Origin of the sequence: Brackiella oedipodis DSM 13743, assembly GCF_000621025.1 — a bacterium.
Lineage (GTDB): Bacteria > Pseudomonadota > Gammaproteobacteria > Burkholderiales > Burkholderiaceae_B > Oligella > Oligella oedipodis.
In genome coordinates this window covers 16,539-38,081 of sequence record NZ_JHZJ01000009.1, presented here as the reverse complement: position 1 = coordinate 38,081, position 21,543 = coordinate 16,539, and the positions used below count along the sequence as shown (strand labels likewise).

Sequence of the window (21,543 nt, the reverse complement as noted above, 5' to 3'; positions counted from 1 at the left end):
ACCATGACCCTTGCTTTGGCAGGGCCTATCGGCCAATACTGCTCACTATTATAAAATAAAGGCCACTGCTTGACTCAGTCGCCTTCGAGCTCATCTAAGTAGGGAAATAAGACTTGGCTATCAAATAAGGACTTGATTTCGGCATCACTATAACTGGCTTCACGCTGAAAATCAGGCACATCTTCAGGTAACAATAAATCATCGTAAGGCATCTTGCGCAAGACCAGCGACTTGAGCCAAATTAAGGTGCCCCTATGCCCCAAAAACAGCCGCGCCAAATTACTTTCCGTTTGTAAATTGGCCAAACTATCGAGACGATAGACCTGATGCCAGTATTCTGCAGTCAGGGCCGTTTGGGTGCTGCTTTGTTGCAGTAAATTAAATAACTGTGGAATACTGCGATTTAATAAAGCGGTATTCAGCGGTGCTTTATCATGAACCCCAAAACCACCGAGCACCACATGATCGCCATTCGCAAAAAACACCTCGATGCGCTCTACACCCGATAAATAGCTCAACCCCGGCCGTACATCATGCCATGCGGGACTCGCTAACCACTGCCCTAAACTAAGATGGTCAGGCACTCGACGAAATTGCTGAAACCCCTGTTGCAACAATTCGCCACAAGACACCGCACTGGTGGCCAAGCAGGCTTGATCAGACAAGCTTTGCCATTCGGCTAAGTCCTCGCTAATTTGTAACCACAACACAGGGCGATCCAGAACATAAGCCCGTGCAGCCGCCCCCCACAACAACAAACTCACCTCATATTGCAAACACATTTGCCGTATATGCTCGAACTCGTGCCAGCGCTCCAGCCGCAAAACGGCTTGCGGCGCCGCCATCATCGGTTTGCTGTCATAGGCTTGTTGTTCGGGAGCTAAGCGCTCTGGTGTTAACTCCTGCCATGGACCTCGAGCAATGCGTCGTACGCGCTCAGTAAAGCTTGACCAGTGCGGCCAATCGGGGTAATCATGACGGCGTTTTAAGCGTAAAAAATCACGTCGGTTAAGCATAGATCATTCTCAAAGGCAACACAGGGTGCTTTCGCCCCCTATACATGCTAAGTATTCATTAAACACATTAATCAGGGTTTGATATTACAATAACAAATCAAATCGATAGCTAATGGCGAGGAATGATTGTGAAATACCAAGATCTGCGTGACTTTCTACAGCAACTACAACAAAAAAATGATCTCAAACACGTTCAAGTACCGATCTCTACCCATCTCGAAATGACCGAGATTAGCGATCGCGTTTTACGTGCTCAAGGGCCCGCTCTGGTATTCGACAATGCTCAACATCAGCAACAGCAAGCGCAAATGCCGGTTTTGACGAATCTGTTTGGTACCCCACAACGCGTCGCTTGGGGCATGGGTGCGGACCATATCAGTGCCCTCAAAGAGATTGGCGTCTTATTGTCCGAGTTGCGAGAGCCACAGCCGCCTCGCAATTTTAAGGAAGCCGTCGGCACAGTGGGTATGCTCAAATCGGCCTTGTGGGATATGGCGCCTAAACGTACCAAACATGCGGCATGCCAAGAAATTATTTGGCAAGGTGATGACGTCGATTTAAATCGCTTACCGATTCAGACCTGCTGGCCAGGAGATGCCGCGCCTTTAATTACATGGGGCTTGGTAGTCACTAAAGGCCCCAAGGCTAAACGCCAGAATCTTGGTATTTATAGGCAACAATTACTCGGTCGTAACAAGCTAATTATGCGCTGGTTATCCCATCGTGGTGGCGCCCTAGACTTCAGAGATTTTAGCCTTGCTAATCCCGGCCAGCCCTTCCCAATCTCCGTAGCCATTGGTTGTGATCCTGCCACCATTTTGGGCGCAGTCACCCCTGTGCCTGATAGCCTTTCTGAGTATCAATTTGCAGGTCTGCTGCGCGGTGGCAAAACAGAGCTCGTCAAAAGCCTTGGCTCCGATCTGGAAGTCCCTGCCAGTGCCGAAATTATTCTTGAGGGTCATATCCTACCCGCCAGTGATCCACGCGCCATTGCGCCACAGGTCCCCGAAGGCATGACAGGCCCAGCCAATACAAGCTACGAAATGGCCCTCGAAGGCCCCTATGGGGATCACACAGGCTATTACAACGAACAAGATTGGTTTCCTGTGTTTACGGTGGAGCGTATTACCATGCGCAAAAACCCCATCTACCACAGCACCTATACAGGTAAACCTCCCGATGAGCCTGCGGTCTTGGGCGTGGCCCTAAACGAGGTCTTTGTGCCTTTATTACGCAAGCAACTCCCTGAAATCGTGGATTTTTATTTGCCACCCGAAGGCTGCAGCTATCGCTTAGCGGTGGTATCCATTCGCAAGCAATATCCCGGTCATGCGAAACGAGTGATGTTTGGTATTTGGAGTATCTTGCGGCAATTTATGTACACTAAATTCATTATTGTCGTCGACGACGATGTGGATACACGCGATTGGAAGGAGGTTGTCTGGGCCATGACCACACGTATGGATCCCGCCCGCGATACTCATCTTGTAGAAAATACGCCTATCGATTATCTTGATTTTGCTTCTCCGGTCTCTGGCTTGGGTGGCAAAATGGGCTTAGATGCGACCAACAAATGGCCTGGAGAAACTCAACGAGAATGGGGCAGGCCTATTCATATGGACGCCGCCATCAAAGACAAGATAGATCGTATTTGGCAAGATTTAGGATTATAAAGCGAACCTCAGTGCATCACCCAGAGATGCGCAGTTTAAGCCCTATCCACATATGACAAGGAGCAAGGTCGTCAAGCCTTGCCTTTGTGCAAATCCTTATAGGGACCACAAAAAAGCCACTTCCGAAGAAGTGGCTTTTTACGGTGCTGTGAACAGCCGCTAGCATTATTTGCGGAATTTTTTAAGTAAAGCAAGGCCTGCTAACACCATTACTAAAGGTTTAGTCAAAAATTTAGAATTCTTGCCTGAACGCATTAATAACTTGGCTAAGACGGTACTCAGCATTGGGTGGCTGCTGAAGAAATCAAACGCCTTACTGCTCCAGTCTTGATTACCTGTGCTGCGACGGCGTGACGATTTATTGGCACCAAATAAATTACCCAAAAAAGATCCGCCAAACAAAGAGCGCTTAATCGTGGCTGGCTTCAAATCGTGTTTGGTTTGATAAGTTTGGGCTTTTAGTAGACTACGTTGTGCACGGATCTTAGTAATGAGTTGTTTTTTGTAGCTGCTGCGCTCAAAAGCACTCATGGTTTTAACAGATTCCACCTTAGGCGTCTCTTGAATGACTTTTTTGAGGTTATCTTTGACCTCTTGCAAGGCTTGGGCCAGGGCTTCTTCGACATTTTGAGGCGCCACATCTACAGCTTTGCTCTCGGTGGACGCGCTCACTACAGGTTTTGAGGCCGTGTTTGACGGTCGCACTTTAGCGTTAAGGTCTTCGGGCACATGTTGTGTCGGCACTTTTTTGTTGGTCTCTGGATCGGGTGTGTTATAAACCGTGCTGGATTGTTTATTCATCTTTACCCCCTTGAGTAGATGCTTTTTGGACCTCAGCGAGTTGTTGTGAAGCCTTAGATGGGTTGATGTTGGAGACATCCTCTTTGAACATATGGATGGTATCTGCAAACGGCACTTTTTTGGCGAGGACTTTGCCGCGGATCAAACCATACAGACCCACAATCGCAAAGAAAGCGGCAATACCTACTAAATACCAAATACGATTAGGGGATTCCCAAACCAAAACAATTAAAATTAAGGCACAACTAAATAAAAATAAAACAAAGCTCAACACAGCGGTCAACATAAGTGCGATGGCTTTGATTAAGCGATCCTTCTCTTCGGCGAGCTCAAGTGCAAACAACTCGGTACGGCTGCTAGCCAAACCCAGCAATGTGCATGCTACGTCTTTGATTCCTTGAAACATAAGCGTGGTTTCCGTAAATAAATAAAAAAACGCATAGCAGCACAAGCCGCTATGCGTTTGAAATTAAGCAATGTCTAGTAAAACTGCTAGACCCTGCCTGCTAAGTGCAACTGGTAAGCACACTAGCGCACTAAGCGTAGCGCATTAGCGGCGTGCAATGACTACACCAAGTAAAATACCAGCGACAGCAGCAATACCTGCAGTAGACCATGGGTTTTCTTGGACATAGTTGTCTGCAGTTTTAGCGACTTCTTTGCCTTGTTCAACAGCGGCATCGCTAGCATCAGAAACAGAGTTTAAGGCTTTGCTTAAAATATTACGCGCTTGATCGCGTAGGTTATCGGCTTCGTCACCGCCCTCATCGCCAATGCGTTTGAGTAAAATTTCTGCATCTTCGATAGCTTTGTTTAGATCACGATTGAAATCTTTTTTAGACATGTTTTTCTCCTCAAGAAATTAAAAACTAGCTACTTGTCTATCATATGCTGCTAATTAAGAGTTTTTCAAGATAAATGTGACTTTTTTACTCTAGTTATATTTTGTTACAGACCTGCACAAATGTGAATCTGTGACGCCTACAACACGCTCGACACTAGTCTGATGTCTTTTGGCGCGTCCCAAAAATTCGGTCACCGGCATCGCCTAAACCAGGAATAATATAGCCATCTTGATTAAGGCCTTGATCGACGACAGCGGTATAAATGTGTACATCTGGATGCGCACTAGTGACTTTTTGGATGCCTTCTGGGGCGGCCACCACGACCAAAGCACGTATATCCTTACAGCCAGCTTTTTTGAGCATATCGATGGTAGCCACCATAGAGCCACCCGTGGCCAGCATAGGGTCAATAATAATGGCTAGACGTTGGTCAATATCGGCGACTAATTTTTGGAGGTAGGTGGCGGCTTCCAGGGTTTTCTCGTCACGCACCAAGCCCACAGCACTTACCTTGGCACCTGGGACTAGACTTAGAACGCCATCGAGCATACCAATACCTGCACGCAGAATCGGTACGATGGTGACTTTTTTGCCAGCGATTTTTTGGACTTGAACCGGGCCATTCCAACCTTCGATCGTGACTTCTTCTAGAGGAAAATCCTTGGTAGCCTCGTACGTTAAGAGAGCAGCAATTTCTTGGGCCAATTCACGAAAACTTTTAGTACTTAATTCGGCTTTACGCATTAAACCGATTTTGTGCTTGATTAAGGGATGATTGATTTCATGAACAGCCATAATAATCCTCAGAAATAAGTTCACAAACAGATGTATGCCTATTCTACCAATAAGCTGGCTCACTTCCCTAAAAATAAACAAAAGCCAGGCTTTAAATTTCAAGGCTACACAAGGCTTTATAATAGAGGTTTAGAATTTTTGAGCTCAACCATCTATGAAGGATCCACAAGCAAGGGATGTAGAGGCCAGCCAGCACTTAGCCCACGCCCAGAGCGTGCCTGCCACTGCGCCTAATTTCACCCTGCAAGATTTTGATTATCATCTGCCTAGCGAACTGATCGCCCAAAGTCCGGCTAAGCAACGCAACCAGAGCCGCCTTTTACATATTGATTCGCAAGGGCAATATCATGATCGGCAATTTATCGACTTTCCTAGCCTCCTAAAACCTAATGATCTCTTGGTTTTTAACAATACCAAAGTGATTAAGGCACGTTTATATGGGCAGAAAGCCAGCGGTGGCAAATTAGAAGCCTTAATAGAACGGTTAATCGATGATTATCATGCCTTAGCCCATCTGCGTGCGGCCAAAGCCCCTAAACCAGGAAGCACCGTGTATTTTGCCGATGGCCAAATCCAAGCCATGGTGACCGGCCGCGAAGATGATTTATTCGCTTTGCGCTTTACACAGCCCATCTTGGATATTCTCGATCAATATGGGCATGTGCCTTTACCGCCTTATATTGAGCACGATGATGATAGCAGCGATGAACAACGTTACCAAACGGTATACGCTAAAGATCCTGGCGCTGTCGCCGCGCCAACGGCAGGTTTGCACTTTGATGAAGCCATGCTCCAAACACTTAAAGAGCTTGGCATTCATAGCTGTTATGTGACCTTACACGTCGGCGCTGGCACCTTCCAGCCAGTTCGCGTTGAATACATCAAAGACCATATTATGCATGCCGAGCGTTATCGTGTTGATGCCTCAGTCACAGAAGCGATTGCCCAGACTCGACGCCTAGGCGGTCGCGTGATTGCCGTGGGCACCACCAGTCTTCGGGCCTTAGAATCGGCCGCGAGTCAAGGCGGTTTACTGCAAGATCAGGATCCGCAAGCACCGCAACGTTGTCCCATTCCGCATAGCGATGACACGCGCCTATTCATCACGCCGGGTTATCAATTCAAAGTGATTGATGGCTTGTTCACAAATTTTCACTTGCCACAATCAACGCTTTTAATGTTGGTCTCTGCTTTAGCGGGCATTGACACCATTAAGCAGGCCTATGCACATGCCATCGAAGCGCGCTATCGCTTTTTTAGTTACGGCGACGCCATGTTTATAGAACCGCGCTAAAATCCTATTGTTCCTTTTTAAAATCAAGGCACTAGCTAGTCCTAGTGCGACTTTCAGAAATCCAACACTGACATGACTGGTTTATCTTTTAAGGTCTTAAACACCAGCGGCAAAGCACGTCGCGCTACGTTAACCCTCAATCATGGCACCGTCCAGACGCCTATGTTTATGCCTGTCGGCACTTATGGAGCCGTCAAGGCGATGTTGCCGCACGAACTCAAAGAGATTGGCTCGCAAGTGATTCTTGGCAATACCTTTCATTTATGGTTGCGGCCAGGTACCGAAATCATCAAGCAATTCGGTGGCTTGCATGACTTTATGCAATGGCACGGACCTATCCTCACAGACTCTGGCGGTTTCCAGGTATTTAGTTTGAGTGACTTACGTAGCAAAATCAAAGAAGAAGGCACGACCTTTTATTCTCCGATCAATGGCGAGCGCTTATTTTTGTCGCCTGAAATCTCTATGCAAATTCAAAAGGATCTAAACTCCGATATTGTGATGGTCCTGGATGAATGCACCCCTTATCAACTCAATGGAGCAGCGGTGAGTGCCGAAGTGGCCGCACATTCTATGCGACGCTCCTTACGTTGGGCGCAGCGCTCTAAAGATGAGTTTGAGCGTTTAGGCAACCCCAATGCGCTTTTTGGCATTGTGCAAGGCGGTATGTACGAGGATTTACGACTCGAATCCTTACGCGGACTCACCGATATCGGTTTTCATGGCTACGCGATTGGCGGCCTGTCTGTGGGTGAACCCAAAGAAGATATGCAGCGTATTCTAGAATTTATCGCTCATCGTTTACCCGACGATAAGCCTCGCTATCTAATGGGTGTGGGCACACCCGAAGACTTGGTCGAAGCGGTGGCTCAAGGGGTGGATATGTTCGACTGCGTAATGCCGTCTCGCAATGCGCGCAATGGCTGGCTCTTTACACGCTATGGCGACCTCAAGATTCGCAATGCGCGCTACAAGGATGATCCTCGCCCGCTTGACCCAAGCTGCACTTGCCACACCTGTCAACACTTCTCACGTGCTTATTTGCATCATATGCAAAAATCCAATGAAATCACGGGGGCTCGCTTGAACACCTTACATAATTTGCATTACTACCTAAATCTGATGACAGAGATTCGCCAAGCGCTTGAGGAAAATCGTTTTGGGACCTGGCAAAAACAATTCAAAGAAGACCGTGCAAAAGGCATAGCATAAGTCTAAAAACGCTACAATGCTTAATTACTGTTAAATCTATTACGAATTATTAACTACTATTGCCTAGCAATACTTTTAAACTGGAGTATATATGTCATTACACCCTCTGTTTTCTTCTGTCATTGCGCAAGCACAATCACAGCAAGCGGGATTTTTGAGCTTCTTACCCATCATTATTATGTTTGTGGCTTTGTATTTCTTTATGATTCGCCCACAAATGAAACGCCAAAAAGAACACAAAGCAATGGTAGAAGCGCTCGGCATTGGTGACGAAGTCGTCATCAACGGCGGTATTTTAGGCCGTATCGCCAAGGTCTCCGAAAACTACATCCATGTGGATATTAGCCGCAAATTTGATCAACCTATAGAAATTATCGTTCAACGTAGTGCCGTCAATAGTGTGCTACCAAAAAACACCATCAAATCTCTGTAGTATCTTGTAGTTTCTTAATTCACCCGGCCCTCTGGCCGGGTCCTCTTTATTATAAGAGTCTGGCATGAATCGTTACCCCATCTGGAAATATATTCTTGTAGCCGTTGTGCTCATCTTTGGTATTCTCTATACCCTGCCGAACTTTTTTGGAGAATCTCCCGCGGTTCAAATCTCTAGCGCCAACGTCACCAAAAAAATCGAACCGGAATTACTGCCTGTCGTCGAGAAAGAACTCGAACAGGCTCAGATCCCTTACACAGGCGCTTTTTTTCAAAGTAATAACAATATCGGCACGATCCGCATTCGCTTTGCAAATACAGACTTGCAACTCAAAGCCAAAGACCATCTTGAAAAAGCCCTCAACGCTAATGCTGAAGAGCCTGAATATACGTTAGCCCTGAACTTATTACCGAGCTCGCCGCAATGGCTGAGTGCCATTGGCGCGAATCCTATGTTCTTAGGTTTGGACTTACGCGGCGGTGTTCACTTCTTGCTCAAAGTGGATATGGAGGGCGCCCTCAAAAGCCGTTATGACTCGCTCGCGACGGATATTCGCAACCAGCTAAACTCCCAAGGCATTAGAGCTAAAGAGGTATCACGCAACGAGCAAACGATTACGGCCACCTTTACAGACGCCAAGCAGCGTGACAAGGCCCTGCAGGCATTGCGCAACAGCTTACCTCAGTTTGATTACAGCAATAAGGACGATGAGGGTGTTTACAATTTGATTGCCACCATCAAACCCTCAGAAATTCAACACATCCAAGATACGGCGCTCAAACAAAACATCATCACGCTCCATAACCGTATTAACGAGCTTGGTGTGGCCGAGCCCGTGATTCAACAACAAGGCAATGACCGGATTGTCGTGCAGTTACCTGGGATTCAAGACGTCGCCAAAGCCAAGGAAATCCTCGGTCGTACTGCCACTCTAGAATTACGCATGGTGGATGATTCGCCCGCCGCACAAACCGCGATGGCATCTGGTACAGTGCCTTTTGGTCTCGAGCAATTCAAGGATACGGACGGTCGTAAGTTGCTTTTGCGTCGGCAGATTATCTTAACCGGCGAAAATCTCGAAAACGCCCAGTCAGGCCGCAATCAACAAACCCAACAACCTACTGTCAACCTCACACTCGACGACAAAGGTGCTCGCATTTTCCGCGAAACCACTCGCAACAATATTGGTAAGCGCTTGGCCATTGTCCTATTCGAAAACGGCAAGGGTCAGGTCGTCACCGCACCTGTCATTCGCAGTGAGATCCCCAACGGTCAAGTTGAGATCTCTGGGTCTATGGATCCACAACAAGCGGCAGATACGGCCCTGTTATTACGCGCTGGATCCCTTGCTGCACCCATGTCTATTATTGAGGAACGTACCATCGGTCCTAGCCTAGGTGCTGAGAATATCAAAAAAGGCTTTAACTCAACGCTTTATGGCTTTATTGGGATTGCCATCTTTATGATAATTTATTATCACTTGTTTGGCATTTTCTCTACCTTAGGCTTGTCTTTCAATGTGTTGATTTTATTAGGCGTTTTGTCAACCCTCCAAGCTACGCTGACCTTACCGGGGATTGCTGCTATTGCCCTAACTCTAGGGATGGCGATTGACGCCAACGTTTTGATTAATGAGCGGATTCGCGAAGAGTTACGCAATGGTGCTAGCCCCCACAAAGCCATTAATGAAGGTTTTGATCGTGCTTGGGCCACCATTCTAGACTCTAACTTAACCTCCCTCATTGTGGGTTTAGCGCTCTTGGCATTTAGTGGACCAGGCCCGATTCGTGGCTTTGCGGTCGTGCATTGTCTGGGTATTTTGACCTCAATGTTCTCTAGCGTAGTCGGCGTCAGAGCCATTGTTAATCTTTGGTATGGCGGTCGCAAAAAACTCAAAAACATTTCTATCGGTACGGTGTGGACACCGTCAACGGCTAAGGCCATTGAACCTCAAGGCACTCACACTGATACAAAAAAAGGTAAATAAGCATGGAAGTATTTCGTATCCACAAAACCATACCGTTCATGAAATATGCCTTGGTGCTAAATATTATTAGCTTAATTACCTTTGCATTAGCGGTATTTTTTATTGCTACTCGTGGCTTTAATCTCTCGATTGAATTTACGGGGGGTACTGTCATGGAAGTCACCTATGAGGAACCTGCTGACTTAGACCAAGTTCGCAATGCTCTTACGAGTCTCAATTACTCAGACTTCCAAGTACAAAACTTCGGTACCTCACGTGATGTCATGATTCGCTTGCCGGTAGTCAAAGACGTCAGCACGGCCGAACAAAGCGAGAAAGTGCTACAGGCTTTACGCGACCAAGGTTCTGCAGTCACCGCTAAACGCGTTGAATTTGTAGGTCCACAAGTCGGTAATGAGCTCTATACCAATGGAATTAAGGCTTTCCTATTTGTTGCCTTAGGTATTATTTTGTATTTGGCCTTTCGTTTTGAATGGAAGTTTGCGATTGCTGGCGTGATTGCGAACTTTCATGACGTTGTGATTATTTTGGGCTTCTTTGCCTTCTTCCAGTGGGAGTTTTCCTTGCCTGTACTGGCTGGAGTGCTTGCCGTCTTGGGTTACTCTGTCAATGAATCCGTCGTGATTATGGATAGGATTCGAGAGAACTTCAAAAAGCAACGCAAAACCTCAGTGGTGGAGGTCATCAACTCATCCATCACTCAAAATATCTCACGAACGATTATTACCCATGGCTCAACGCAAATGATGGTCTTGACCATGTTCTTCTTTGGCGGTCCCAGCTTACACTATTTCAGTTTAGCCTTGACCATCGGTATTTGGTTCGGTATTTACTCTTCAGTGTTTGTCGCGGCCTCAATTGCGATGTGGCTAGGTATCAAACGCGAGGATATGGTCAAATCACCTAAGCGAGAAGACCCCGCTCAAGAATTGATGGGTTAATTCTGTTTAGTGAGAGTGTTAGTTATCACCCCCTGTCGCCGAAGGCACAGGGGGTTTTATGTTGTCAATTTTTTGTACAAGCCCTCAACCCATTGCGTGGGTAAGGCTCAAACCCAGCAGCTAGATTGTCCTACCATTTACAAAAAAACCACAGTGCTGTTAACTGCGACGTGTTCGGCAGAGATCTCTATGTTTGCTAGCCCTCTTAACGCTTTGTTTTTTAATAAATTTTATAAAAATAAGACGCAAAAATAGGAAATTTTGAATTCCTAGGGATAGCCATATTAAGGTTTGTGGCTATTTACGATTTTTTACATAGTTCAGACAATAGATACCAATACGCAAAAAATACAACAATCAACAACAATCAAATCTATCCACGGGAGACAGGACTATGCTAAAGAGCAAAACTTTTAAATTAGCAAGTACACACGGCTTAGTATTATGCTGTGGCATTTTACCCTTTGCCAATACGCAGGCGGCGGGTTTTGATCGTACCGGCCAATCCATCGAGAGCTTTTTTCACGAAAATAACTTCGCTGAAGCCCGTTTGAGTTGGGTACTCCCTTCTGTGCGTGGTAAGGCGCCAGATAAATATGCACCTCCAGGAGCGCCTCGCGGCACCCAATTTAGTGGCGGTGGCTTAGGTAAGATTTCTCAGAATCAATTTTTCCAACAGGCCTCTCTTAAACTCAAACTATCTGATCAGTTTGATTTGGGCATTTTGTATGACCAACCATTTGGGGGTAAGGCTCGTTTTCGTAGTGGTGAAGGTGCCACTGACGCTCATGGCAATGGTCAATATTACAACAGCGACGGTTCAACGCAGCAAATTAACTTTATCTCGCACAACTTAACACTGTTATTGGGGTATCACGTCACCCCTAATTTTGAAATTTATGGCGGCCCGGCTTACGATCGAAGCTGGAACCGTTTAGCAGTGCGTGGGGTTGATAATGGCTTAGCCCAAGGTTATGGTCAATACGATGTAAAAACCAAACCCTCCAATGGCTGGGGCTGGGTCGCAGGTATGTCCTACTCTATTCCAGAGTACGCTATGCGTGCTTCTGTGACATATCGTTCCTCCATTCACCATAGTTCAGGCGCCAATGAATGGGGCACAAGTGCTCTATGGGCCGCTTACAACCATAATCGCAACCCCTACTTCGACGAAAAAACCACTTATAAATTCCGCAGTCCGCAAAACGTTAACCTCCACCTACAAACGGGGATTGCACCTAACACCTTATTATTTGCTGACTTGCGTTGGGTCAACTGGAAACAAGTCACAGGTACCCCAAAAACCTTTGCTCACCTCACTCAAACCCAAGGGGCGCTTGGCAAAAACCCTATCAACCCCAAAGGTTTCCGAGTCTTACGCTACCAAAAAGACCAATTTACGGTATCCGGCGGCATTGGCTATCGCTTTAATGAACAATGGGCCGCTAATATCATGCTCACCCATGACTCCGGTGCCGGTAACTATCCGGGCGTCTTGGGTCCTTATGATGGCTTCATGGGGTATGGCGCCGGCGTTGCCTACAAGGCACCTAATAGTGGTTGGAGTGTAGCTTTAGGGGCCCAATATCTCAAATTCCACAATGCTAAAGGCCAAAAAGGTAGTGATAATGGCAGTAGCCTCTATAGTGTGGATGGGCGTAACAACCACGCCTGGGGCTTTGCGGCAAGAATCGGTTACGAGTTCTAGATCACGCTACGGCAAAATTTGGCAAAAGGCAGAGAATTTAGGCGCCCCCTATCTTCTCTGCTTTTTATTTTGTGTCTAGCTACTTGTGATTAGAGTGACATGCCCTGACTTCTTGTAAACTACTTTTGATATTTCTAATAACAGAGCTGTCGTCATTTTTATTATTAATCATAGGTCAGACTTTTGAGACCTAGCATCAAAGGAGCTTTTATGAGCACACATGTTAGTGAGGCCCAAAAAAGAAAGAGTATTCGGGGAGTGGTCGGTGCGGCCACGGGTAATCTTGTAGAGTGGTTCGACTTTTATATTTATGCCATGTTCGCGCCGTATTTCCAACATGCGCTGGCATCGCCGCATATGTCGGATTCTACCCAACTGATTTATGTATGGGGTGTGTTTGCCGCAAGTTTCTTTATGCGTCCAATCGGTAGTTGGCTATTTGGCGCCATTGCCGACAAACATGGCCGCAAACATTCCATGATGATTGCTATTTTACTGATGGCGATCAGTTCGTTCTTATTCGCCATTTTACCGACCTACAACAGTGTTGGTGAAATAGCGCCAATTCTCTTATTATTAGTTCGCTTACTACAAGGCTTATCCGTGGGTGGTGAGTATGGTACGGTGGCCACCTATATGAGTGAGGTTGGCACCAAAAACCGCCGCGGTTACTATGCTTCATTCCAGTACGTCACCCTCGTGGGCGGTCAATTGATTGCCAGCGCCGTCTCGACGATTATGTTGTATGCCCTCTCTAAAGAGCAGCTGAGTGATGGTTGGTGGCGCCTACCATTTGTGATTGGAGGTGTTTGCGGCTTACTTTCATTGTTGGTACGTAGTCGCCTAGAAGAGACGCTATCCGACGAAAACAAAACCAAGCACAAGGGTGAATCAGGTACTTTGCGTAATTTGTTTAAAGAGCACTGGCGTGAATTCCTAACGGTAGTCGGTCTTACCGGTGCCGGTTCACTGACCTTTTATGTACTCACTATTTACACCAAAACCTATATCTCACATTTTGGTACGCTAGAGGATTCTGACGTCTCTATCATGATGACGATCGCCCTCTTCTTCTTAATGTGCATCCAACCCGTGTTTGGACATTTCGCAGATAAATTAGGACGCCGCAAGTTTATGCTGATCTTCAGTGTGAGTTTAGCTATATTGACCTATCCCGTCATGGTATGGGCCATGCCAGCCGTCAAAGACAGCGCCGTGCTATTAACACTGCTTATTATGTCTTTGATGTTCTTCTTGAGCTTTTATACGTCAATCAGTGGCATTGTCAAAGCTGAGCTTTTCCCCGCTCATATTCGTGCGCTAGGGGTTGGCTTCTCCTATGCACTGGCGAATGCGGTGTTTGGAGGCTCAGCACCTGCTATTGCGATCTGGTTCAAAGATATTGGTCACGAACAAGCCTTTTATGTCTATGTGGTGATCATGTTAATCATTTGCTTTGTTTGCAGTCTTGCGATTCCTAGAGAATCCAAATACTTTGACAAAGAAAAAAACTAAATCGTATAATAGTTTCAAATACCTGCCCCAGGGGGCAAACCGCTTTTTAAACACAAGAAACCATCTGTTTACAGGTGGTTTTTTGTATGGTCTTTTGTTTTTTCATCGCACTCCTTGACAGCGAGTGCGTCTCAAAACGCCTTAACGACTGTTGCTATCCGTTAAGGTTCAATACTAGCGATGCTAACGCTCTTACGACCACTAATAACTATATAAACCTTAGGAGTTAACGCATGGATACTGAGCAAGCCAACCCAGAGACGGCGCCCAATACTATGGGCTATGATCGTCGCCCATTGCCTTTATGGGTACTATGCATCATGTCTTCTGTCACCTTTATGGCCGTGATTTCAGAGATTTCTCCCAGCGGCATACTGCCCCAAATGGCGCAGTCATTGGGTGTAAGTGTGGCTCAAGCGGGTAACTTGGTCGGGCTATATGCTTTCCCAGCCGCACTTTGTGCCATTCCTATGATTGCCCTAACGGCAAAATGCAATCGCAAGACGCTGCTAATGACACTCTTAGCAGGTTTTGCTGTATGCAATCTCATTATTGCCATCTCCTCGAGTTTTTATCTGACATCCGCTTGCCGTATGCTTGCAGGGGTTTGCGCCGGTACTATGTGGCCTATGATCGGGACGTATGGCATGCGTTTGGTGGATCGTCGTTATCAAGGCCGTGCCACCGTTATTATATTTTCTGGCACGTCTTTAGCGACCAGCATTGGTATGCCGGTTATTAGTTCGATTGGTTTGTGGACTCACTGGCGGGTGGAATTCTTTATGATTGCGCTCATTTTGCTGACGCAATTGTACTTAGCTTACCGTTATTTACCCTCTATTGAGGGGGTCTCACATAAATATAGTGAAACCGTCTGGTCCATGCTCAAAAACCGTTATGTTGTGAGTGCATTGGTGCTGACCTGCTTTGGGGTGATTGGTGCCTATGCTGGCTATATTTATATCACCGTCTTGGTTCGCGATAGTCAATTTATGGGCGGTGTGCCAACGGCACTTTTCTTATTTGGGGTGGGCGCAATTGCGACGATTTTTATCGCTGCTCGCTGGATTGATCAATACTTTCAGCAACTGACGGTGATTTTATTTGCCATGACAGCGCTTTCTATGCTGTTGTTGGTCGTCTTTAAGGGGACACCGCTCATTAGCCATCTGGCCTTTGTGCTGTGGGGCTTGGGTTATGGTATTTTGTCGACCAATCAAGCCGCCATTGTGCGCAACGTCAATAAGGGCCGCGACATCAGTATCTCCATGCAGGTGGCCACTTATAATTTTTCGATTATGATTGCTAGTTCTGTCGGTGGTCTGTTGTTGGCTCAGACGAATATCATGGTAGTCATCAGCATTGCTGGCCTCTGCTCATTAGGCGCCGCCCTCTTGGCCTTTTTTGACAAAAAAACCTATGGCAATCACCCGCTCTAAGCTAATAAACTAAGCTTGCTTGGTAATCACTAAAACGGCTTAGTGGCAGCTCTAAGCTTAACAATAACGTTAATAACAAACGGGCTTTGAGCGGCGCTAGCCACTGCGCCATAATGACACCTTTACTTTGTAGATCAATTTCTGCCCCCTCATAGCCATAGGTCCTAAGCGTGGTGCTACCAGCGCCCGTGCGTGAGGCCATGACCACGGCTTTATGGGCAGCAATGTCATGCAAAACCTTGGCGCTTCGATCATCGCAATGGCCTGAACCCATCCCTGCCAACACTACACCTGCATAGTGATCTGACTGCATGAGTTGCGCCAACCCCGAAATATTTTCATCGAGGCTATGCGTCCACAATAACACCTGTTTATCAAGTTGTGGCGGCCTTGCAAACACTTGGCGTTTAGGCACGTCTTTAAAGTAATGCACAGCGTTTTCGAGCACCATCCCTGCGGCGCCAGTCCAGCTACTAAACGCTGCTAAATTCGTAGCATGAGCTTTATGAACCCATCGCGCTTCAAAAATACTATCGTTCATCAGCACCATCACACCCCGTTGACGACTGTTGGGCGCCAAAGCCGCCAAAACAGCTGCATACAGATTCGCGGGGCCATCCGCACTCAAGGCTTGCGGTGAGCGCATGGCGCCCATAAGAATGATGGGCTCTGGATGCGGCCATAATAAATCCAGTAAAAAAGCCGTCTCTTCGAGGCTATCGGTACCTTGGGTGATAACCAGGCCCTGAGCGCCCGCCTGCACGGCTTGATGCGCCCAATCCAAGCACGCCAATACATGCTCAAAACGGATATAAGCGCTGGCCACTGAAGCGATGGTCTGTGCCCTGATCTCTGCGATTGACGCCAATTGCGGCACAGCGGCGATTAAGTCTTGTGCGGTGAGTTGTGGTTTGACGCCTTGGCTGGCCTCTTGATTTTGTAGCATGCTAATAGTGCCGCCTAGGGCAGCAATAGCGATTTTAGGTTTACTCATAAACTTCATATGATTGACATGGACTCGGTATAGAATAATGCAAATTAAAGCAACTTTGGATTTTTTCATGGCGGTAAGCCAAGTAACTTGCGCTCATTACTGCTACTTCTAAAGCTCTAAAAAGGTGAATTGCATGCTTGATAGTTGGCACTTTTGGATCGGCTTAGTCTGGTGTATTTATGCCGTCGTACTGGCCGCTTGGGTCATTCTTGAAAAACGCCCACCCGCGTCCACTATCGCTTGGGTCTTCTGCTTAGCCATCCTACCGGGTCTCGGAATTGTCATTTATTATATTTTCGGTCCGCGCAAGATCAAACGCCAACAGCACTATCGTAATCTCAGCAAACAAAAGGTCCGTAGTCACCCTGACTTACAACAACACAATCAAAACGGGCTCGTGCTAGAGTCACACCATCAAGAGCTGAGTTGTCTGGCCGAATCACTCACCGATTATGCCGCTTCTTATGCCACGGATTTTCAGGTTCTTTCTGGTGGCGTCGAGACCTTCCAAGCGCTATACGAGGCGATTGATCAAGCACAGTACCTCATCTTGATGGAGTACTACACCTTTAATAAAGACCATACGGGCCAACTCTTCAAGGAACTCCTCACCAAAAAAGCACGTCAGGGGGTCCAAGTTTATCTGCTTATTGACGCGCTTGCTTCCTGGAGAACCACCCGTAAATATATGCGCGAATTTACAGAGGCTGGCGGCCATTTAGAATATTTCCACGATATTAATTTTCGACGTTTGCAATCATTAATTAATATGCGCAATCATCGCAAAATTGCCATCTGCGATGGTCAGGTGGCCTTTTTTGGAGGGGTTAACATCACCGACCAAGAGAATCTCAAATTTAATCCTGAGGCTTTTCACGACGCTCATATGCGTGTCAAAGGCCCTATTGTAGATTGGTTTGAATTACTCTTTGCCGAAGACTGGGCGTATTCGACGCGCAAAAATTTGCATTCCTTTGTGGAGTTAATTGCCTACGAAACTGAGCACAAAAAAACACATGCGGCTACTCATGCAGAGGCTAGCAACGCCAATGTCGCAGTGACCTATCCCATGCAGCTGATTCCAGCCGGTCCAGATAATCAATATGCCCCTGTGTTGCGAGTGATGGTCAATGCCATTTACCAAGCCAAAGAATTTATTTATTTAACAACACCGTATTTTATTCCAGACATCTCGGCCCTACATGCCTTGACTTCTGTGGCCAAACGTGGGGTCGATGTCCGTATTTTGGTACCACAAAAACCCGATAGTTTTATTGTTGAACAAGCGAGCCAGTCTTGGTACGAAGATATGCTCAAAGCAGGCGTCAACGTCTATGCTTACACGCCACGGATGCTGCACAGCAAACATATGGTGATTGACCACGAAACGGCCTTTATAGGCAGCTCAAACTTTGATAATCGTAGTTTTTATTTAAACTTTGAATTAATGGTGGCTTGTTATGGGGCTGATGTCACCGACCAGCTGATCCAAGAATTCGAGCAATGTTTGCAATCTGCCCAAGCCCTAACACTCAAAGAGAAATCCTTTGTCGATAGGCTGATTGAAGCCACCGCGCGTTTATTCTCACCTATCTTATAATGATAGAATCTGCATTTTCAGGAAATCTATATGTCTGATTCACATCTCATAGAAACAGCCACCCAGAGCCAAGAAATCTTTAAGGGGCAAATCGTCGATGTGTATGTCGATACGGTAACGCTGCCCAATGGCAAGCCAGCCAGCCGCGAAGTCGTGCGGCACTGTCCCGCCGTCGCTATTCTGGCTGTCACCCCAGATGATCAAGTGATTTTAGTGCGTCAATATCGGCACCCGACCGGACAGATCTTGCTAGAAGTGCCCGCGGGCAAAATGGATGTCAAAGGCGAAGCGCCAGAGACTTGTGCCTTGCGTGAACTCGCCGAAGAAACGCCATACACCGCCCAACAGGTCAAGTTAATACATACGTTTTATACGGCACCGGGCTTTTGCGATGAGCTTATGTATTTATACGAGGCCACAGAGCTCCAAAAAAATAGCCAAGTCGCCAGTGATGAGGACGAGTTTGTCGATACAGTCCTACTGAGTCGCCAAGAGGTCAAGCAAGCTCTGCAAAATGATCAGATCACCGACGCTAAATCATTGATTGCCTTGCAACATTGGCTACTGCAGAACGCGGCTTAATTTAAGCGCCTCTGCAACGAGTTGTAGAGCTTACTAAGGAGATAACTGACCATTGCCCACAGGCTCTGGGCATGAAATGCTTAGGAGTTTGATGTGCGGATTGACAAGCGTCTGTCCACCCCTCGCAAAGACGATACCTGCGGCCGGACTGTATACCGTGGTTTTTTGCAAGGTCATAGGATTCATAATATCTGCAAGTGCCTGATCAGGCTCAACCCAATCCCCAGGTTTAACATGATAGACCACAATCCCTTGCGCTGTGGCATTGACATAGCACAGACCGGTGAGTGGATGCGGCGGTGTGAGTAAGGCAGGCAATTCAGCAATGGCTGGGGCCGCGGCTGTGGCCGCTGCTTCTGATGAGCCAATACATCCCTGTATACGCAAATAATCGATAATCGCCTGCGCATCTTGTTGCGCCCATTCATGGCTTAAATCATGGTTACTGCGAAACTCTACCGTGGCACTATGACAAGCCTGCGGCAAATCTAATTCAGGGTAGTCTTGTTGCAACCGTAACCACAGCACCGACAAGACCTCATCAAAAGAGGCACACCCAGAATCCTCTCCGATAAGCTGACATTGACTTCTCAAGAGTCGCGCTAAGGGTTCAAATACTGGCCAACTATTGGGGGTCGTGTAAATATGCAAAACTGCTTCGATATCACAATGCATATCAAACACAATATCCGCATCACAAGACCATTTGAGCAACTGTAAGTGCATAGCATTAACCGCATTACTGGCCTGAGTTTGCGAGACAATCTCTAGTAAGGCATTGCGGATTTTCTGGACATTTTGTGTGGGCTCTGTGCTCCATTGCCAAGTGTCGGCGGCGATGCGTTGTTTTAGGCCTGAATATAGGTCTACGGCCTGCAGACGATTGAAATTTTGGCCTGTCGTTAAATGAAAGCGCCCGATATGTTTATAGTTGACATATTGTCCCGCTCCAATTGGATTGCAAAACGGCACCAAAATGATTTGTGCCTTGAGCTGATTTTCTTGTTCTAAGGTCAGCAAGGCTTGATGCAGATAATAAGCCACTAAAGAACCTGGCATTTCATCACCATGCAGACTGGCTTGCAAATAGACCTTTTTGGGCGCTGCCTGATCGTCTACTGCCGTTGGGCCAAATTTTAGGGCGTGTAATTGGTAATGGATATTCGGACTATCGGCTGCGATTTGTACAATTTCTTCTAACATAGATGGACGTCTTTTTGAAATGATTATCAAACTACAGCAAATAGCATAGCTCAAGCGCTCTCATTAAGCACGTCTGACCCTGAGATGTTTGAGATATTTTTTCTCGAGTTGTTTAAAGCCCATGATCATAATGCCATTGAGCACAAAATAAATCACTGCCGCCGCCCCATAAGCAATAAAGGGCTCATAATACGTCTGATTGAAAATATTCGCTTGTCCCGTCACTTCGAGTAAGGTGACGACCGACGCCAAGGCAGTGGCATGCATGGTCATAATGACTTCATTGCTATAGGCTGGCAGCGCTTTACGTAAGGCAGAGGGCACAATAATCCGGCGCATGGCCTGTTTATACGACATACCATAGGCTTTGGCGGCTTCGAGCTCACCCTTATCCATATTGCGTATGAACCCCGCAAAAATCACCGTGGAATACGCCGCTGTATTGAGTGTTAAGGCGATGAGTACCCAAATAAAGCCTTCTTTCAGAAAAGCAAATTGTGGGGTATGCATTAATTTACCGATCACATTCCACTCTGGAATGCCATAGTAAAAAATATACAACTGAACGAGTAAAGGTGTGCCCGTAAAAAAGAAGGTAAAACCATTAATACAACGTTTAATCAGACGATTTTGGCCTTGCAATAGGACAGCCAAAAACACCGCAATACAAAAGCCCAAAGCAACAGAAAGCACCGTCAACTCTATGGTCAGGGGGATGCCTTTAAAGCATTGCAACAAGGCTTCTTTAAATAAATCTAAGGTCTCAAGCATTGTCCTCTCCAAATACAAAGCCTTGTTGGTAACGTTTGTCTAGCCAGCTAAACACTTGCAAAGAACTGGCCGTAATCACCAAGAACAATACCGCCGACAATAGATTAAATAAGAAGGACAAATGCGTGGCGCTGCCCGCTTGTTGGGCAATCCGCGTCATATCATCCAGCCCAATAATGGACACTAAGGCCGTCGCTTTAGTGAGCACTAGCCAGTTATTGCGCACTCCAGGGAGCGCAAAACGCATCATGAGTGGAAAGGTAATGCGTTTAATCACTGCAGACGGTTTCATGCCATAGGCATAGGCCGCCTCAATTTGCCCACCAGGTACCGCCAGAATCGCGCCGCGGAATGTTTCGGTAAAAAAGGCCCCAAATATAAAGGATAAGGTAAAGACTCCCGCACCGAAAGGACTGATTTCTATATCACCCATACCAAACGCTTCCGTCATAGAATTAAGGGCAATTTGGGCACTAAAGTACACCATCAACATCCAGATAATATCGGGTACACTTCGAACCACAGAGGAGTAAGTCGCTGCAATGGCATTGAGCACTGGACTGCCAGAGACTCGCATCAACGCGCCCAGCACGCCAATCAAGATAGAAAACAAGACTGAAAAAACCGCAATTTCGAGGGTTAACCAAGCGCCCTCTAATATTCGCGGCATATATTGATATATTATTGTTAAATAGTCCATATATTCGTTTATGAAGACGACAAGTGGCGTCTTT

The 21,543-nt window shown here is 46.7% G+C and carries 20 protein-coding genes; 11 read left to right on the top strand and 9 right to left on the bottom strand.

The genetic code is table 11. The annotated features are described in order from the left end of the window. Positions 1–74 precede the first annotated feature (74 nt). Entirely contained in the window at positions 75–1,016 is a 942-nt protein-coding gene (locus Q335_RS0100190; RefSeq protein ID WP_028356886.1) for a hypothetical protein, read from the bottom strand. A 128-nt stretch (positions 1,017–1,144) separates the two neighbouring features. On the opposite strand from Q335_RS0100190, the gene Q335_RS0100185 reads away from it, so the two are divergent. Then, positions 1,145–2,689: a UbiD family decarboxylase gene (locus Q335_RS0100185; protein WP_028356885.1), complete on the top strand. Its 1,545-nt coding sequence runs from the start codon at positions 1,145–1,147 to the stop codon at positions 2,687–2,689. Positions 2,690–2,854: 165 nt separating this feature from the next. Here the strand turns inward: Q335_RS0100185 and Q335_RS0100180 are convergent, their stop codons facing one another. The 4 genes from Q335_RS0100180 to upp form a co-directional block, all read right to left on the bottom strand. Continuing rightward, entirely contained in the window at positions 2,855–3,490 is a 636-nt protein-coding gene (locus Q335_RS0100180) for a hypothetical protein (protein ID WP_028356884.1), read from the bottom strand. Beyond that, positions 3,483–3,896: a phage holin family protein gene (locus tag Q335_RS0100175; protein WP_028356883.1), complete on the bottom strand. Its 414-nt coding sequence runs from the start codon at positions 3,894–3,896 to the stop codon at positions 3,483–3,485. Before Q335_RS0100175 ends, Q335_RS0100180 begins: the two co-directional genes overlap by 8 nt. Positions 3,897–4,040: 144 nt before the next feature. Continuing rightward, the gene (locus Q335_RS0100170) at positions 4,041–4,334 is read right to left on the bottom strand and encodes an ElaB/YgaM/YqjD family protein (RefSeq protein WP_028356882.1); all 294 of its coding nucleotides are present in this window, start codon (positions 4,332–4,334) and stop codon (positions 4,041–4,043) included. Between the two features lie 154 nt (positions 4,335–4,488). Beyond that, positions 4,489–5,130, bottom strand: a complete 642-nt coding sequence (gene upp / locus Q335_RS0100165) for a uracil phosphoribosyltransferase (protein ID WP_028356881.1) — start codon at positions 5,128–5,130, stop codon at positions 4,489–4,491. Between the two features lie 154 nt (positions 5,131–5,284). On the opposite strand from upp, the gene queA reads away from it, so the two are divergent. The 8 genes from queA to Q335_RS0100125 all read left to right on the top strand — a co-directional run bounded on the left by queA (position 5,285) and on the right by Q335_RS0100125 (position 15,659). Further along, a complete protein-coding gene (gene queA, locus Q335_RS0100160) occupies positions 5,285–6,424 on the top strand; it encodes a tRNA preQ1(34) S-adenosylmethionine ribosyltransferase-isomerase QueA (protein WP_084493480.1) in 1,140 nt (379 codons plus the stop codon). Positions 6,425–6,496: 72 nt separating this feature from the next. Continuing rightward, complete coding sequence (gene tgt / locus Q335_RS0100155) at positions 6,497–7,636, top strand: tRNA guanosine(34) transglycosylase Tgt (protein ID WP_028356879.1); 1,140 nt, start codon at positions 6,497–6,499, stop codon at positions 7,634–7,636. Between the two features lie 91 nt (positions 7,637–7,727). Then, positions 7,728–8,069 (top strand): preprotein translocase subunit YajC, encoded by a 342-nt coding sequence (gene yajC / locus Q335_RS0100150; protein ID WP_028356878.1) that lies wholly within the window; start codon positions 7,728–7,730, stop codon positions 8,067–8,069. A 64-nt stretch (positions 8,070–8,133) separates the two neighbouring features. Then, positions 8,134–10,056 (top strand): protein translocase subunit SecD, encoded by a 1,923-nt coding sequence (gene secD, locus Q335_RS08745; RefSeq protein ID WP_051532179.1) that lies wholly within the window; start codon positions 8,134–8,136, stop codon positions 10,054–10,056. A 2-nt stretch (positions 10,057–10,058) separates the two neighbouring features. Then, on the top strand, positions 10,059–10,997 hold the full coding sequence (gene secF / locus Q335_RS0100140) for a protein translocase subunit SecF (RefSeq protein ID WP_028356877.1): 939 nt from the start codon (positions 10,059–10,061) through the stop codon (positions 10,995–10,997). Positions 10,998–11,391: 394 nt separating this feature from the next. After that, a complete protein-coding gene (locus Q335_RS0100135; RefSeq protein WP_028356876.1) occupies positions 11,392–12,705 on the top strand; it encodes a hypothetical protein in 1,314 nt (437 codons plus the stop codon). A gap of 210 nt (positions 12,706–12,915) precedes the next feature. After that, positions 12,916–14,220: an MFS transporter gene (locus Q335_RS0100130; protein WP_028356875.1), complete on the top strand. Its 1,305-nt coding sequence runs from the start codon at positions 12,916–12,918 to the stop codon at positions 14,218–14,220. A 233-nt stretch (positions 14,221–14,453) separates the two neighbouring features. Continuing rightward, positions 14,454–15,659 carry an MFS transporter gene (locus Q335_RS0100125; protein WP_051532178.1) on the top strand — a complete coding sequence of 402 codons (1,206 nt, stop codon included), beginning with the start codon at positions 14,454–14,456 and terminating at the stop codon, positions 15,657–15,659. A gap of 1 nt (position 15,660) precedes the next feature. Here the strand turns inward: Q335_RS0100125 and Q335_RS0100120 are convergent, their stop codons facing one another. After that, complete coding sequence (locus Q335_RS0100120) at positions 15,661–16,722, bottom strand: asparaginase (RefSeq protein ID WP_051532177.1); 1,062 nt, start codon at positions 16,720–16,722, stop codon at positions 15,661–15,663. Between the two features lie 64 nt (positions 16,723–16,786). Here Q335_RS0100120 and cls point away from each other — a divergent pair, with 64 nt between their 5' ends. Beyond that, positions 16,787–18,253, top strand: a complete 1,467-nt coding sequence (gene cls, locus Q335_RS0100115; protein ID WP_038369098.1) for a cardiolipin synthase — start codon at positions 16,787–16,789, stop codon at positions 18,251–18,253. A gap of 30 nt (positions 18,254–18,283) precedes the next feature. Continuing rightward, the gene (locus Q335_RS0100110; protein WP_028356871.1) at positions 18,284–18,835 is read left to right on the top strand and encodes an NUDIX hydrolase; all 552 of its coding nucleotides are present in this window, start codon (positions 18,284–18,286) and stop codon (positions 18,833–18,835) included. Between the two features lie 33 nt (positions 18,836–18,868). Here the strand turns inward: Q335_RS0100110 and Q335_RS0100105 are convergent, their stop codons facing one another. From Q335_RS0100105 to Q335_RS0100095, 3 genes are all read right to left on the bottom strand, one after another. Beyond that, entirely contained in the window at positions 18,869–20,038 is a 1,170-nt protein-coding gene (locus Q335_RS0100105; RefSeq protein WP_028356870.1) for a succinylglutamate desuccinylase/aspartoacylase family protein, read from the bottom strand. A 63-nt stretch (positions 20,039–20,101) separates the two neighbouring features. Continuing rightward, positions 20,102–20,809, bottom strand: coding sequence for an ABC transporter permease (locus tag Q335_RS0100100; RefSeq protein WP_028356869.1), 708 nt, complete (start codon positions 20,807–20,809; stop codon positions 20,102–20,104). Then, positions 20,802–21,509, bottom strand: coding sequence for an ABC transporter permease (locus tag Q335_RS0100095; RefSeq protein WP_028356868.1), 708 nt, complete (start codon positions 21,507–21,509; stop codon positions 20,802–20,804). The genes Q335_RS0100100 and Q335_RS0100095 overlap by 8 nt, the downstream gene beginning before the upstream one ends. Positions 21,510–21,543 lie beyond the last annotated feature (34 nt).